The 14,957-nt window shown below is 51.4% G+C and carries 11 protein-coding genes; 9 read left to right on the top strand and 2 right to left on the bottom strand.

Features of this window, described 5'->3' with window-relative positions; genetic code table 11:
- Position 1: 1 nt before the first annotated feature.
- On the bottom strand, positions 2-895 hold the full coding sequence (locus ACTJKB_RS17150; protein WP_440835576.1) for a carbohydrate ABC transporter permease: 894 nt from the start codon (positions 893-895) through the stop codon (positions 2-4).
- A 119-nt stretch (positions 896-1,014) separates the two neighbouring features.
- Entirely contained in the window at positions 1,015-2,358 is a 1,344-nt protein-coding gene (locus ACTJKB_RS17145) for an ABC transporter substrate-binding protein (protein ID WP_440835574.1), read from the bottom strand.
- Between the two features lie 349 nt (positions 2,359-2,707).
- Here ACTJKB_RS17145 and ACTJKB_RS17140 point away from each other — a divergent pair, with 349 nt between their 5' ends.
- The 9 genes from ACTJKB_RS17140 (at position 2,708) to ACTJKB_RS17100 (ending at position 14,793) form a co-directional block, all read left to right on the top strand.
- Positions 2,708-5,248 carry a beta-mannosidase gene (locus ACTJKB_RS17140; RefSeq protein WP_440835572.1) on the top strand — a complete coding sequence of 847 codons (2,541 nt, stop codon included), beginning with the start codon at positions 2,708-2,710 and terminating at the stop codon, positions 5,246-5,248.
- 41 nt (positions 5,249-5,289) lie between these two features.
- A complete protein-coding gene (locus ACTJKB_RS17135) occupies positions 5,290-7,443 on the top strand; it encodes an alpha-galactosidase (protein WP_440835571.1) in 2,154 nt (717 codons plus the stop codon).
- A gap of 397 nt (positions 7,444-7,840) precedes the next feature.
- Positions 7,841-8,392, top strand: coding sequence for a hypothetical protein (locus tag ACTJKB_RS17130; RefSeq protein ID WP_440835570.1), 552 nt, complete (start codon positions 7,841-7,843; stop codon positions 8,390-8,392).
- Positions 8,393-8,478: 86 nt separating this feature from the next.
- Complete coding sequence (locus ACTJKB_RS17125; protein WP_440835569.1) at positions 8,479-8,973, top strand: CYTH domain-containing protein; 495 nt, start codon at positions 8,479-8,481, stop codon at positions 8,971-8,973.
- Positions 8,974-9,165: 192 nt separating this feature from the next.
- Positions 9,166-10,554, top strand: a complete 1,389-nt coding sequence (thrC, locus tag ACTJKB_RS17120; protein WP_074110976.1) for a threonine synthase — start codon at positions 9,166-9,168, stop codon at positions 10,552-10,554.
- Between the two features lie 261 nt (positions 10,555-10,815).
- Positions 10,816-11,802 carry a Gfo/Idh/MocA family protein gene (locus ACTJKB_RS17115; protein WP_074110975.1) on the top strand — a complete coding sequence of 329 codons (987 nt, stop codon included), beginning with the start codon at positions 10,816-10,818 and terminating at the stop codon, positions 11,800-11,802.
- A 38-nt stretch (positions 11,803-11,840) separates the two neighbouring features.
- Entirely contained in the window at positions 11,841-12,716 is an 876-nt protein-coding gene (locus ACTJKB_RS17110) for a radical SAM/SPASM domain-containing protein (protein WP_440835567.1), read from the top strand.
- Between the two features lie 38 nt (positions 12,717-12,754).
- Positions 12,755-13,429 carry a response regulator transcription factor gene (locus tag ACTJKB_RS17105; RefSeq protein WP_440835630.1) on the top strand — a complete coding sequence of 225 codons (675 nt, stop codon included), beginning with the start codon at positions 12,755-12,757 and terminating at the stop codon, positions 13,427-13,429.
- Complete coding sequence (locus ACTJKB_RS17100; RefSeq protein WP_440835566.1) at positions 13,426-14,793, top strand: sensor histidine kinase; 1,368 nt, start codon at positions 13,426-13,428, stop codon at positions 14,791-14,793. Before ACTJKB_RS17105 ends, ACTJKB_RS17100 begins: the two co-directional genes overlap by 4 nt.
- Positions 14,794-14,957 lie beyond the last annotated feature (164 nt).

Raw genomic sequence — 14,957 nt, 5'->3', positions numbered from 1 at the left:
TTTATTTGTCTCCTCCCCGGTTAAGAACCAATTGCTGCACCAGCAGTACAATAACGACAAAGAACAGCAGAATAATGCTCATGGCTGAAGCCAGGCCGTAATTGTTATATGCGAATGCCGTCTCGACCACGCGCTGCACATAGGTCTGACTCGCGCCGGCCGGGCCGCCTTTGGTGAGTACGAACGGCAGGTCGAAGACCTCGAGCGCACCGGTAACAGTGAGAAAGAGATTCAATTGAATAACAGCCTTCATATTCGGCAGGGTCACTCTCCACAGGGTCTGAAAAGAGCCGGCACCGTCGATCTTGGCTGCTTCATAAATATCGCGCGGAATGGCCTGCAAGGAGGCGATGTAGATAACCATATTGTAGCCCATGAAGCGCCAGAAGCCGGTGGAGGCCAGTGAGTAGTTGACGAGGCCTTCGGTTCCAAGCCAGCTGGTCTGGGCCAGATGGTGCAATCCGATGCTGTCCAGGAACAGATTCAGTGAGCCGTTGGTGGTATCAAATACATAGCCGAACATAAAGGCAACGGCGACGCCGTTCATAATGTAGGGCAGGAAGAGCATAATCCGGAATCCGTTGCGGCCCCGTAGCTTGCTGTTCAGCACAACAGCGAAATAGATAGCCACTATGTTCTGGACAATCCCCATGACGAAGTAAGCAAAGTTATGGATGAATACCTTGAAAATATCGGGATTGGTGAAGACTTCGCGGTAATTGTCCAGTCCTACCCAAGGCTTCTCGGGGCTGTAGCCGTCCCAGTTCGTGAAGCTGTAGTAGATGAGCTTAAGTGCCGGATAATACGTGAATGTAGCTAGCAGTATCAGCGGAATGAGCAGAAAGGATACGATAATGACCGTCTTCTGTTTGTTGTAGGACAACGTTCCGAACATAGCTTGACCTTCTTTCCTGGAGAGCGCTCTGTGTTTTATGGCAAAATGGATTATCCGTAAAGGCGATAATCCATTTTGCGCCGTGTTATGGGATGATAACGTTACAGCGTGATTTGAGATTAATAGCCGAGGTCTTTCTTAGCTTTAGCCCAGGCTTTGTTCCATTTGTCAAAGACGGTTTGCGGATCTTTGGCAAGTACAAATTCCTGAAGCATGGCTGGAATATCAAGCTGTGCCTTGTTAGTGATTTCCGTAACCTTAGGATCATCAGGTGTACCTTCTTGCAGAGTTACGCCGGTAGCCTGGAATTCCTTCAGCTGAGTTAGCTTGGATTCTTTGCCTTTCAGCGGAGAGATAAATCCGGCAAAATCTTCATATCCTGATTCTTCGATCATCCATTTCACGAAGGCTTTGGCAGCGTCTACATTTTTGCTGTCCTTGGCCACGGCATAGAAGAAGTCTGGGCTGAGCGGAGCAGAAAGTTTACCCGAGTTGTCGTAAGGAAGCGGGAAGAAACCTACGTTGTCAGAAGTTGTACCTGCGCCGATGACTTGATTGATTACCCAGTTACCAAGGAAATACATGGCGAACTTGCCGGCTGCGATGTCTTTCTTGGATTGTTCCCAGTTAGTGGAGTTGATGTCTTTTTCCAGATAGCCTTTTTCGTTAAGCTCTCTCAGAAGGCTGAATGATTTGCCATATCCATTATCCATAGTGAAAGGAGTGTCAGTGTTCAGCTTGTCATTAGGGAAATCAGCTTTGTTCTCAATGATGCGGGGAACTGCAAATACCCAGTCGTTAAGCGGCCATTTGTCTTTAAAGTTGGAAGCCAGCGGCACGATACCTTTGGCTTTCAGCTTTTCGCAGGCAGCCAGGAATTCGTCCCAGGTCTTGGGAACTTCCGTGATGCCAGCATCGGCGAAGGCTTTTTTGTTGTAGACAATCCCGGAAGTGGAGTTGCCTGTAGTAATTCCGTAGAGCTTGCCTTCATAGGATTTGAAATCTTTAAAGGTGATCTGGTCGTTCAGGCCAAGATCGTCCAGGGAAGCAAAATATTTAGGCAGATCCGAGTTCGGAATGCTTGGAACGAACATCACATCCGGAAGTTCCCCACTGGCCATTCTGACTTTGGCTTGCTGGTTGTAGTCGGTTTGAGAGGCTTCAAATTCGACCTTGATATTCGGGTATTTTTCATTAAAGCGCTTAACATATTCGTCATACTCTTTACCGATCATGTCGGTTCTGTTGGTGAGGAAGGTGATTTTGCCGCTGATGTCGGTGCCGCTTGCTGCCGGTTCAGTGGTTGCTGACGCATCACCACCGGTACTTTCAGTATCCGTAGTTGCTGCAGGCTTGTCTGTGGCTGAGGCGGCATTATTATTGTTGTTGGAGCCGCAGCCTGTCAGGGATAAAGAGAAAATCATGATGATAACAAAACATAACGAAAATAACTTGTTTCTCATTGCGTTGTCCCCTTTTCGTTTTATTGTTAGCGTTTACATTAGTTATTATAGCGATAAAATTCTAATTGAGAAATGGATTGAATTATTATTTATTGTCTTTATTTATTCTATTTAAATGAATATAATTAGTCTGTTGCTAACAATAGGATAACAAAATACAATGGAAATGCACATTATTCATGAAAGCGCATGCTTACAATACTGTAGGGCGTATGTTTTCCAAATGAGTTTGGTATGATGCAGACCCAAGGAGCTTAGGCTCATATAAATTATGCCCATGCATCCGTAGCGGGTCTTGTATGATGTGATTACAGGAAATCTATGCTCACAAAACTTTTAGGAGGTTCTTATGAAGCACATACAACTGAAATTGGACAACTGGCAATTTAGAGCATGTGGTGAAGAGGAATGGCTGCCGGCAGCCGTGCCTGGAACGGTGCATACCGATCTGCTCCGTAATGAACGAATTCCACAGCCCTTTTATGGAAAGAACGAACATGAACTGCAATGGATCGACAAGAAAGACTGGGAATACCGGACGGTCCTGCAACTGGAAGAGAAATGGCAGCAGCATGTTTGTACTGAGTTGATCTTCAAGGGACTCGACACGTATGCGGATGTCTATGTAAATGATGTGCATGCGCTCTCAGCAGACAATATGTTCCGGGCCTGGACTGTGGACATGAAGGGGCTGCTGCGGACTGGGGAAAATGAGATTCGCGTGAGATTCCGTTCCGTAGTGAATGAAGATCTGCCGAAGCTGGAACAGCTGGGCTATGCGCTGCCGGCACCCAATGACCAATCAGAGCTTGGCGGACTTGGGGGTCAGCAGATCAGCGTATTTGCCCGCAAAGCGCCGTATCATTACGGCTGGGACTGGGGGCCGAGATTCCTGACCAGCGGCATCTGGCGTGAGGCTGTGCTGGAAGGCAGGGATACCGTTGCTATTACAGATGTATATATCCGGCAGAATGTAGTGAACCGGGAAGAAGCACGGGTGACTGTGCTTGTGGAAGTGGATGCTCCGTCCGGATGGAACGGTCTGCTGCGGATCAGCAGCGGCGGTCAGGAATGGATGAAATCCGCTGCAGTACAGCCGGGCAAGCAGACACTGGAGCTGGAAGTTGTCCTGGATCAGCCCCGTCTATGGTGGTGTAATGGTCTCGGGGCACCTGAGTTGACTGTTTTTCGGGCAGAGCTGCTGGAGGAAGGGAAGGCTGTGGCGCAGACTGAAGTTACCACAGGTCTCCGGGAGATCAAGCTGGTCCGGAAGCCCGATGACCGCGGGGCTTCCTTTTATTTCGAACTGAATGGTGTGCGGGTTTTTGCCAAGGGTGCCAATCATATTCCGAATGACAGTTTTTCCACGGAAGTTACCGAGGAGCGTTATCGTCATGAGATCGCTTCAGCAGCAGCCTCCAATATGAACATGCTGCGGGTATGGGGCGGCGGGATCTATGAAGAGGAAGTCTTTTACCGGCTGTGTGATGAGTATGGGCTGCTGGTCTGGCAGGATTTCATGTTTGCGTGCAGTATGTATCCTGGTGATGAGCCATTCCTGGAGAATGTGCGCGAAGAGGCTGTCTATAACGTGCGGAGATTGCGCAACCATCCGTGCATCGCTTTGTGGTGCGGCAATAATGAGATGGATTCGGCGTGGTCGCACTATGAGGAGAATATGGGCTGGGGCTGGAAGGAAAAGTTCAGTCCGGAGATCCGTGAGAAGCTGTGGAAGGATTACGAAGCAGTATTCCATCGTATCTTGCCGGAGGCTGTAGCCGCCTGCCACCCGGATGTGGATTACTGGGCATCTTCTCCGATGCGGGACCTTACCCATGACCTGAATCAGCATGCTACGCGGATTGCCGGTGAAGGGGATGTGCACTACTGGGGGGTATGGCATGGAAGCGAGCCTTTTGAGAACTACAATGTTAAGGTTGGCCGCTTCATGAGTGAATACGGCTTCCAGTCTTTCCCTGAGCTGAAATCGGTGCTCAGTTATGCGGAAGATCGCGATATGGCGCTGGAATCTGAAGTGATGCTGGCGCATCAGAAGAACGGACGCGGCAACCTGCTGATTAAGGAATACATGGATATCTATCTTCCGCAGCCGAAGGATTTCAGCAGTTTCCTCTATATGAGCCAGATTCTTCAGGCAGAGGCCATGCAGATAGCTATTGAGAGCCACCGGAGAAACAAACCCTACTGCATGGGTACGCTGTATTGGCAGATGAATGATTGCTGGCCGGTGGCCTCCTGGGCGAGCATGGATTACTACGGCCGCTGGAAGGCGCTGCAATACACAGCACGCAATAGCTATAAGGAGCTTCTGCTCTCCATTGACGGCTCGGACGGGGACACCCTCAAGGTGCATGCCGTTTCTGACCGTCAGGAAGCGTTTGAAGGCGAGCTGCAGGTCCGGTTGCATGACTTCAGCGGCGATGTGCTGCAGGAATGGTCACAGCCGGTGACCCTGGCAGCGGACGCTTCAGACGTCGTATTTAAGACAGGACTTGACGGATTGCTGGAGGGCCGCGAGTCTGACCGTGTTCTGTTAACTGCGTCTTTGCTGGCTGACGGCCGGCTGCTGGAGCACAAGCACCACTACTTCGTATCCGCCAAAGAAATTGCGCTGACCCCGCCGAACCTCACGGTGACAGAGGTTCCCGGCAGCAGCGGACTCAGCTTCAATGTAAGCAGTAATGTGCTGGCGAGAGGGGTATATCTGACTACGGAAGAGGAGGGGATCTTCTCGGATAACTTCTTTGACCTGCTTCCAGGTGAGACGAAGACTGTGGAATTCTTCCTGCGCGGCAGCGGGGAAGCGGACTTCGCTCCGGCTGCTCCAAAGGGTCTTGAGATTCGCTCGATGGCGGATTACGTGGAATAGAGTCTTTAGTTGAAACCTACAAGAGAGAAGGAATAAGGACCATGGCGATTTGGGTACAGGAAGACAAGGGGATATTCCACCTGCAAAGCAAGGGCATGAGTTACATCATCGAGCTGGTCAACGGCTATCCGGCGCATGTGTACTGGGGTGAAAAGCTGCGCCACGGCAGCAATCTGGAAGGCTTGCACCCGCTGGTAACCGGTGGCTCGCTTGACCGCCTGCCGCAGGAATACCCGCAGTACGGTACGGGGGATTTCCGCGTTCCGGCTTATCAGGCCAAGCTTGAGGATGGGACCCGGGTTACGGAGCTGCGCTACAGCGGTTACCGGGTGCTGGCGGGCAAGCCGAAGCTTGCAGGACTTCCTGCAGTGTATGTGGAGTCCGAGGAGGAAGCGGATACTCTGGAGCTTATTCTCCGCGACGATTATGCCAAGCTGAATGTTGTCCTGCGTTATTCCGTATATCAAGAAATGGATGTCATTGCACGATCCGTCGAATTTGTAAATGACGGTCCGGCTCCGCTGCAATTGCTGCGGGCACTGAGTACTTCCGTTGATTTCCCGGCAGGGGATATGGACATGATCTACCTGTCCGGCGCCTGGTCGCGGGAAGGCCGTCTCACCCGCAGGCAGCTGGAGCAGGGCAGTACTTCGATCGAGAGCCGCCGGGGGATGAGCAGCCACCAGCACAACCCTTTTGCCGCGTTGGCGAAGCGTGGCACGGATGAACGTCAGGGAGAGGTGTATGGATTCTCACTGGTGTACAGCGGAGGTTTTGAAGCCGTGGCCGAGGTGGATTCCTTCGGAATGACCCGGCTCACAATGGGAGTGAATTCCCTTGACTTTTCCTGGCGGCTTGAGCCGGGGGAGAGCTTCCAGACACCGGAAGCGGTAATGGTCTACTCGGGACAGGGGCTTGGTGAAATGTCGAGAACCTATCACAGGCTATACCGGACGCGGCTCAGCAGAGGAGAGTACAGGGATAAAGAACGGCCGATCCTGGTGAACAACTGGGAAGCGACATATTTTGACTTCAATACCGATAAACTGGAGGCTATCGCCGCTGAAGGCGCGAAGCTCGGCATTGAGCTGTTCGTGCTGGACGACGGCTGGTTCGGCAAGCGAGATGCGGACAACTCCTCACTCGGCGACTGGGTGGAGGATCTGCGCAAGCTGCCGGGCGGCCTGTCCGATCTGGCAGCCCGGGTGAACGGCCATGGGCTGAAGTTCGGCCTGTGGGTGGAGCCGGAGATGATCTCGCCGGACAGCGACCTCTACCGCAGCCACCCCGACTGGTGTCTGCATGTTCCGGGCCGCCGCCGCAGTGAACTCCGGTGGCAGCTGGTGCTGGACTACACACGTGAGGAGGTGCGGGAATATATTTATGAATCGCTCAGCCGCATCTTCTCTAGCGTTCCGGTAGCCTATATCAAATGGGATATGAACCGCTGTCTGACAGAGATCGGCTCGGCGCAGTTGCCGCCAGAACGTCAGGGAGAAACAGGGCACCGGTATGTGTTAGGACTGTACGAGCTGCTGGAACGTCTGACCTCGGCATTTCCGCATATTCTGTTCGAGAGCTGCTGCAGCGGCGGCGGGCGTTTCGATCCGGGTATGCTCTACTATATGCCGCAGACCTGGACCAGCGATGATACGGATGCCGTGGAGCGCTTAAAGATTCAGTATGGTACGAGTCTTGTCTATCCGGTCAGCTCTATGGGGGCACATGTCTCCGCAGTGCCGAATCATCAGGTGGGACGGATCACTCCGTTGTCCTTCCGGGGAGATGTCGCCATGTCCGGCAACTTCGGCTATGAGCTGGATCTGACGAAGTTTACTCCGGAAGAGAAGGAACTGGTGAAGGTGCAGGTCGCGAATTACAAGGGAATTCGCAGCCTGGTCCAGCAGGGCAATCTGTACCGGCTGCAGAGCCCGTTCGAGGGGAACGAAACGGCCTGGATGTTCGTCTCGGACGACCAGCGCGAGGCGCTGGTCTACTATTTCCGGGTGCTGGCTGAACCGCACCCGCCGCGCCGCAGCCTGCTGCTCAGCGGGCTGAACCCGGAGCTGGACTACCGGCTCACGGACAGCGGGGAAGTCTACGGCGGCGACCGCTTGATGCAGGCGGGTCTGGCGCTGCCGGAGATCCAGCGGGACTTTGTGAGCGGATGCTTCCGGCTGCTGGCTGAGGCGTAAACCGCGTTATAGGAATAGGGGGAGGCCAGGGAGACTTGGCTGCCCCTATTTTTTGGATTAGGGAGCTAAAAAGTTGAAGTGAATTTAAGAAAACGAAAGGAGGAGTGGAAAAAGTATACTTAAATCTGCTCTAAAGTGCTTCATAGCGCGGATAGTTGGAATTAGTAGACCTAATCTGAGCGAATCCATCTGATGGAGTGCTAAACGGGCAAATTAGGTTTACTTTTTCCACATGTACTTCTGGCGGGAGTGGAATCGCACGGATTAGGTTTACTTTTTCCACATGTACTTGCTCTCAACCGCTGAAAAGAGTCTGGAACATCCTCGATAGAAGTAGCTCACGTTTCAGCTAAAAGTTTTTGTGTTCCAGTCTTATTGTATATAATGGAAGCATTGCATGATTTCGGAGGAGGCGCTGCTGGTGACGGGGATGGATCAGATGAACGAGGTGGACAATGTGGAGAAGCTGAGAGGGCAGAAACATTCGGGGAAGTGGAAGAAGCCAACCCTGACGCAAATCTTCCTGACTGTGTTCCTGCTCGGGATTGCTGTATTCTGGGTAGGGACGATCCTGCAGTCCTTCACTTCGTTCGAGAGCCGGGTGTCCAGCCGCATCGATCTGCAGGATATAAGCTCTATTGAAGTCATCCGGTCCTTGCCGGAAACTACAGATGAAGTTACGGTCACTGTGACTGATCCGGCGGAAATCGCAAGCATTATGAATGCTTTTGCTGACGTGAAATTATTAAGTTCCTCTGCTTCCCACGATTTCACCAGAAACTACTGGATTAGCATCTTTGTAGACGGTCATCCAAGATTCGGAATCACATTGGATGACCAAAAGTATATCTACATCAATGATACGGAGAGAAAAGACAAATACAGCAGCGGGTCATTTAAAATCATCAATCATTATGACATACAGTCCATCGACCGCCTGTTCGACTGAGTTTGCGGATTCCATTGACTTGCAGATGACCCGCACCTATGATGATTAATAATATAAATGTGAAACGAACAGAGGAGCGAAACAGCATGGCTATGGAGATTGAACGCAAATTTCTGCTGCCGGAGTACCCGGAGCGGCTGATTCAGGATGGTCAGGTACAGGTGATTACCCGGCACAGCATTGACCAGACGTACCTTGCGATAGAGGACGGGCAGGAGTTGAGAGTGCGCAAGATCACCGACCTGGATTCGGGTGAAATTACGTACACACACACCTTCAAGGATGGCAAGGGCATCAGCCGCCAGGAGATTGAATATAACATTTCGGAGGGGTTGTATACCCAGATGATCGAAGCGGTCAAAGCCGTACCGCTGGTCAAGACGCGGATTACCGGCATTTGGAACGGCACGACAGTGGAGATTGACCTGTATACCCAGCTTGAGCTTGCGGTGCTGGAGGTTGAATTTGATTCCCTGGAGGAAGCGGAGAGCTTTGTGGCTCCCGAATGGTTCGGCCAGGATGTAAGCGTCGAGAAGAAGTACAGCAACAAGACCGTCTGGAAAGAGCTGCAGAACCAATGACACCAGGCAGCGGACGCTGCAGATGTTCACACAAAAGTTGACACAGAAGTAACGGACTTTAACGCGTAAACGTGTTAATATAGAGTGAGCTTAAGGCTGGTTCAGCACGGCTTCATTTTCATATATAACGTGAACTTATAGACCAGCTGTATGAAGGATAACTAAAGAGGGGTTCAGGAGGATGAGAGAGGTATGGAGTATATAAGCACAAGAGGCAATGTGAAAGCTAAGGGCTTTATTGATACGGTTCTGATGGGGCTGGCGGATGACGGCGGGCTGATGGTGCCTTTTCAGATTCCGGTGATCTCCCCCGAGAAGCTGGCAGAATGGAGAAGCCTGAGCTTCCAGGAACTGTTCCTTGAAATTTTCTCTTACTATACCAATGATGAAATTCCCTATAATGATCTCAAAGAAATGGTCTACACCAGCTATGGCAATTTCCGCGCGCCGGAAGTGACACCGCTGCACCAAGTGAATGATTCCTTGTACGTGCTGGAGCTGTTCCATGGACCAACCTTTGCTTTTAAGGACGTGGCACTGCAGTTTATGGGTGAACTATATTCCTACATTGCTAAGGTGCGGGGTGAAATTATCCATATTCTCGGTGCAACCTCGGGGGATACGGGTGCGGCGGCGATTCAGGGCGTGCGCGGCAAAGAAGGGATCAAGATCTGCATCCTTCATCCGCACGGCAAGGTCAGTAAGGTGCAGGAACTGCAAATGACGACAGTGGATGACAGCAATGTGCTGAATCTGTCGGTTGAAGGCAACTTTGATGACTGCCAAAAGGTGATCAAGGAGCTGTTCGCTGATCTGGATTTCAAGGGCCGCTATCACCTGCGGGCGATCAACTCGATTAACTTCGTGCGCATTCTGGCGCAGACGGTTTATTACTTCTATGCCTATCTGCAGATTGAGGGCAGCGATGAGAAGAAGATCAGCATCAGTGTGCCTTCGGGCAACTTCGGCAATATTTTCTCAGGTTATCTGGCCCAAAAAATGGGTCTGCCGATCCACAAGCTGATCATCGCCACCAACGAGAACAACATTCTCGAACGGTTCGTGCTGACCGGCGAATACAAACCAGGCAGCTTCACAGGAACCTACAGCCCGTCAATGGACATCCAGGTAGCGAGCAATTTTGAACGTTATCTGTATTACCTCTTAGATGAGGATGCGGTGAAGCTGTCTGCGTACATGGCTCAGCTGCAGGCGGAAGGAAAGATTACGGTGGATGGTGCAGCCTTTGAGCAGGTGCAGCAGGATTTCTCTGCGCTGGGGGTCAAAAATCAGCAGTGCCTGGATACGATCGGCAAATACGAGCAGGAATACGGCTATCTGCTGGACCCGCATACGGCCTGCGGCATTGCAGCCTATGAAGCGTTCAGCGGTCCGGACGAGACGAATATTACTTTCGCCACGGCACATCCGGCCAAGTTCGATGAGGCGATTGCCCTGACCGGCATCAAGCAGGAATTCCCTGCTCCCATCTCGGCACTGTTCTCCATGCCGCAATTTATGACCGTGGTAGAGCATGACAAGGCAGAGATTGTGCGTCAGCTGGTGAAGTTTTACGAATAGAATGGAACTAGCAGCGTTGCCGGACATCCTCTTGCGGGCTGCTTGAATTTAACGTATGGCATATAGCCCTGTTCCTGAAAAGGACAGGGTTTTGTCATGTAATCGGCTGGTGCTTTTTTTCACAACCACAGGTTTGCGGAATTTGTCGGAAATTCCCCCTGAAAAGTAGACATCGCTATCCCGGAATGAGAAAATAGCAGGAAGAGAATCCATATACCCAGCCCAAACGGCTCTTATATTAATCAAAGGACGGGATCATTCATGACTATTCGATTTGGAGTCGTAGGCACCAACTGGATTACAGACCGCTTCATTCAAGCCGGTCTTGAGAACGAGGAATTTCTTCTCACTGCCGTATATTCACGTACTGAGGAGAAGGGGCGCGATTTTGCCGCTAAATACGCTGGCGCTTCAATCTACACCAACCTTGAGGAAATGGTGACCAGCGGGGAAGTGGACGCGGTATACATTGCCAGCCCCAATTCGATGCATGCGGAGCAGTCGCTCATCTGTCTGAACCACGGAATGCATGTGATTTGTGAAAAGCCTGCGGCCTCCAACAGCGCGGAGCTGCGTGCAGTCATTGAAGCGGCCCACCGCAACGATGTGCTGTTCCTGGAAGCGATGAAGTCTACCTATATGCCGAACTTCGGTGTGATCAAGGACAACCTGTACAAGCTGGGCCAAGTGCGCCGTTATTTCGCCAGCTATTGTCAATACTCATCGAGATATGATGCTTACCGCCAGGGAAAAGTGCTGAATGCCTTCAATCCGGTCTATTCCAACGGCTCACTAATGGATCTGGGCATCTATTGTCTGTATCCAATGGTAGCACTGTTCGGCAAACCGGAAACCGTGAAGTCTGTTGGTATGATGCTCTCTTCGGGAGTGGACGGTGAAGGCAGCATTGTCATGCGTTATCCCGATATGGATGCCGTGGTCATGCATTCCAAAATTGCCGACTCTTATCTGCCTGCGGAGATTCAAGGCGAGAACGGTACGATGGTCATCGACAAGATCAACCAGCCGTACCAGGTCAAAATCTACTACCGCGACGGAACGGTTGAAGAGCTTACCCTTCCGCAGGTATTTGAGCCGATGTATTATGAGGTTGAGGAATTTATCAGCCTGATCAAGAATGGTCATCGCGAGAGCAGCGTGAACAGCCATGCCAATTCACTGGCGGTCGCTGAGGTGATGGAGGAAGCCAGAGCACAGATCGGCCTCCGCTATGCCTCGGACCTGTAGCCGAAGCATCGGATGAATATTGAAATGGGGAGCGGAACTTGAAAACTTTTAAAAAGGTCTACATCGAGATTACAAGCGTCTGCAACCTCGCCTGCAGCTTCTGTCCGCCTACCGAACGGCAGAAAAACTTCATGAAGCTGGATACCTTTAATACCATTCTCGACGAGATCAAGCCGCACAGCAATCACATCTATCTGCATGTCAAAGGCGAGCCGCTGCTGCACCCGAAAATCGGCGAGCTGCTTGATGCTGCCCACGCCAAAGGGTTCAAGGTCAACATTACGACCAACGGAACGCTGATTCATAAAGCGGGGCCCAAAATCCTCGGGAAGCCGGCGCTGCGGCAGATGAACTTCTCCCTGCACAGCTTCGACGGCCATGCGGGCTCGGAGAACCGCGAGGGGTACGTGTCGGAGATTATTTCCTTTGTGCGGGAGGCATCCGCCCAGGGAGTCATCGTCTCCTTCCGGCTGTGGAATCTGACCGAGGACAACCGGACGAATCTGGAGAAAAGCCGCAACCGCGAGACGCTGGCGCTGCTGGAGGAAGCCTTCAATCTGGACTTCAAGATTGAAGAAAAGGTGGTGCCCGGCAGCGGGGTGAAAATTGCCCCGCGCGTGTATCTGAACCAGGATCACGAGTTCAGATGGCCTGCCTTGAGCGAGCCGGAGGATGACGGCAAAGGCTTCTGCCACGCGCTGCGCAGCCAGGCGGCGGTGCTGGTCGACGGCACGGTGGTGCCGTGCTGTCTGGATGGCGAGGGTGTGATTAACCTCGGCAATATCCATGAGAAGCCGTTCTCCGAGATTGTCGAGGGCGAACGCGCGAACAATCTGTTCTATGGCTTCTCCCGCCGGGAAGCGGTAGAGGAGCTGTGCCGCAAATGCGGGTACAGACAGCGGTTTGGGACGTAGTAAGGGAAGGCAAGCTTGAACTGGAAAAGAGGGAACGGATGCCTACTGTACTGGTAGCGGACGACGATGCGAACATTCGCGAACTCGTTTGTTTATTTCTGCGCAACGACGGATTCACAACGGCCGAAGCTGCGGACGGCAAGGAAGCACTAACCGTCTACGCCTCGACGAATATCGATCTGGTTGTGCTCGATATTATGATGCCGATTATGGATGGCTGGACGTTATGCAAGGAGCTCAGAAGAGCCAATCCCGATCTCCCATTACTGATGTTGTCTGCAAGAGGCGAAACATGGGAGAAAGTGAAAGGGTTCGAACTGGGGACGGACGATTATATGACGAAACCATTCGATCCGCTGGAGTTAACCGCCCGTGTCAGGGCATTGCTCAAACGTTACCGGGTTGGCTCCACGCATACGATCCAGTTAGGTAACGTCATCCTTGACCGCCAGACCTACAAGGTGATGAGAGGGACGGAGCCGCTCACATTGCCGCTCAAGGAGTTCGAATTGCTGTATAAGCTTGCCGGCACACCCGGACAGGTCTATACGCGCGAGCAGTTGATCGATCAAATCTGGGGGATTGATTACGCTGGAGATGACCGAACGATAGACGTACACATTAAACGCCTGCGCGAACGGTTCGCGGCGACACCCGAATTCCGTATCGAGACGGTCCGCGGGCTGGGCTACCGGCTTGAGGTTTACGAATGATCAGATCCTTATATATACGCGTTGTCCTGACGTTTCTAGTGTCTGTAATCGGAGGCACGATCATTGCTTTTTTTGTGGCAACCTGGATATTTAAAGATCAATTGAACGAAAACCTGCAAATCACCTTACTTGATTTTGGTCAGGATATTGCCCGAATGTACGAGATTCTACCCACTAGTGAAGCAGACTCGTTCGTAAGTGGTATGAAGCAGCTCAATTCCTATTATGTCCGAATCTATGATGGGACGGGGCAGACGCAATCTTTGGGAGTGCTTAAGGAACATAACCCTATCACTGTGACTGCGGAACAAATAAAGGAAGTGCTTGCCGGCAAAGTTTTTCAAGGCAAGACGAATGGGATTAATCCGATCCTTTTAGGACTGCCGATAAAAACGGATATGGGAACAAAAGCGATGTTTGTAGAGCAGCGTGCTTCCTCCTCCTCTTCTTTTATCATCAAATGGATTATAAACTTTTTGACCTATTCGTTGATTGCAGGAAGCCTATTGATTCTGGTGGCAGCGATGTTCCTAATCAGTCCGATCAAGAAGCTGACAAAAGCGACCCGCCGTATAGCCGCTGGAGATTTCAGCACTAAGCTGAATATTAAGCAAAAAGGTGAACTCGGTACCTTGGCACGCAGCTTCGAAGAAATGATGTATGATCTGCAGCAGCTTGAACAGATGCGCAGAGAATTCGTATCGAACGTGTCGCACGAAGTTCAATCGCCGCTCACCTCGATATCCGGTTATGCTATGGCGCTCAAGCAACCAGGCATCACAGAAAACGAGCGAAGCCGTTATCTCGATATAATCATCACTGAAGCAGACCGGATGTCCAAGATGAGCGATAGCCTGCTAAAACTGAGTTTGTTGGAATCGCAATCACAGCAGCTGCAGCTCACCACGTTCAGCCTTGATGAACAGATCAGACGGGTTATCGTCGCGATCCAGCCGCAATGGCTGGCCCGCAACATCCGTTTCGAGCTTGATTTGAAGGCTGTTCGGCTAGTGGCCGATTATGATCAATTAAACCAGGTATGGACGAACCTGATCGGCAATAGCATCAAATTTTCCATGGATGGCGGCGTTATTGATGTTAGCATCAGGCAAGATGTTAACCATGTGACCGTCCGGATATCCGACAACGGTATCGGTATTTCTCCCGAAGACCAGAAACGTATATTCGAACGGTTCTTTAAGGCCGACCGCTCCCACAGCCGTAAGTATAGCGGCAGCGGTATGGGACTTGCCATCGTTAAACAGATTGTATCGCTGCATCAAGGCGATATCCGGGTGGAGAGTGAGCCCGGCCGGGGAACTACCCTTACTGTCACCTTGCCGATCACCACGAAGGCTGAGTAGCTGGTGCTTTTTTCAGGTTACGGTATGATCTTCAAGCCTCTGTGCTTGTTACGCCGTAGCTTTTTTTGAAATATAAAAATTTATATGCTTCGCGCTATAAATTATCCTTCTATTTCTCGCTGAAACGGTGCCGTCCTTAAAAAAGGACGGCACCGTTTCTACTT

This window comes from Paenibacillus sp. 22594 (genome assembly GCF_052044425.1).
GTDB lineage: Bacteria > Bacillota > Bacilli > Paenibacillales > Paenibacillaceae > Paenibacillus_AQ.
This window is presented reverse-complemented; position numbering and strand designations above follow the sequence as displayed.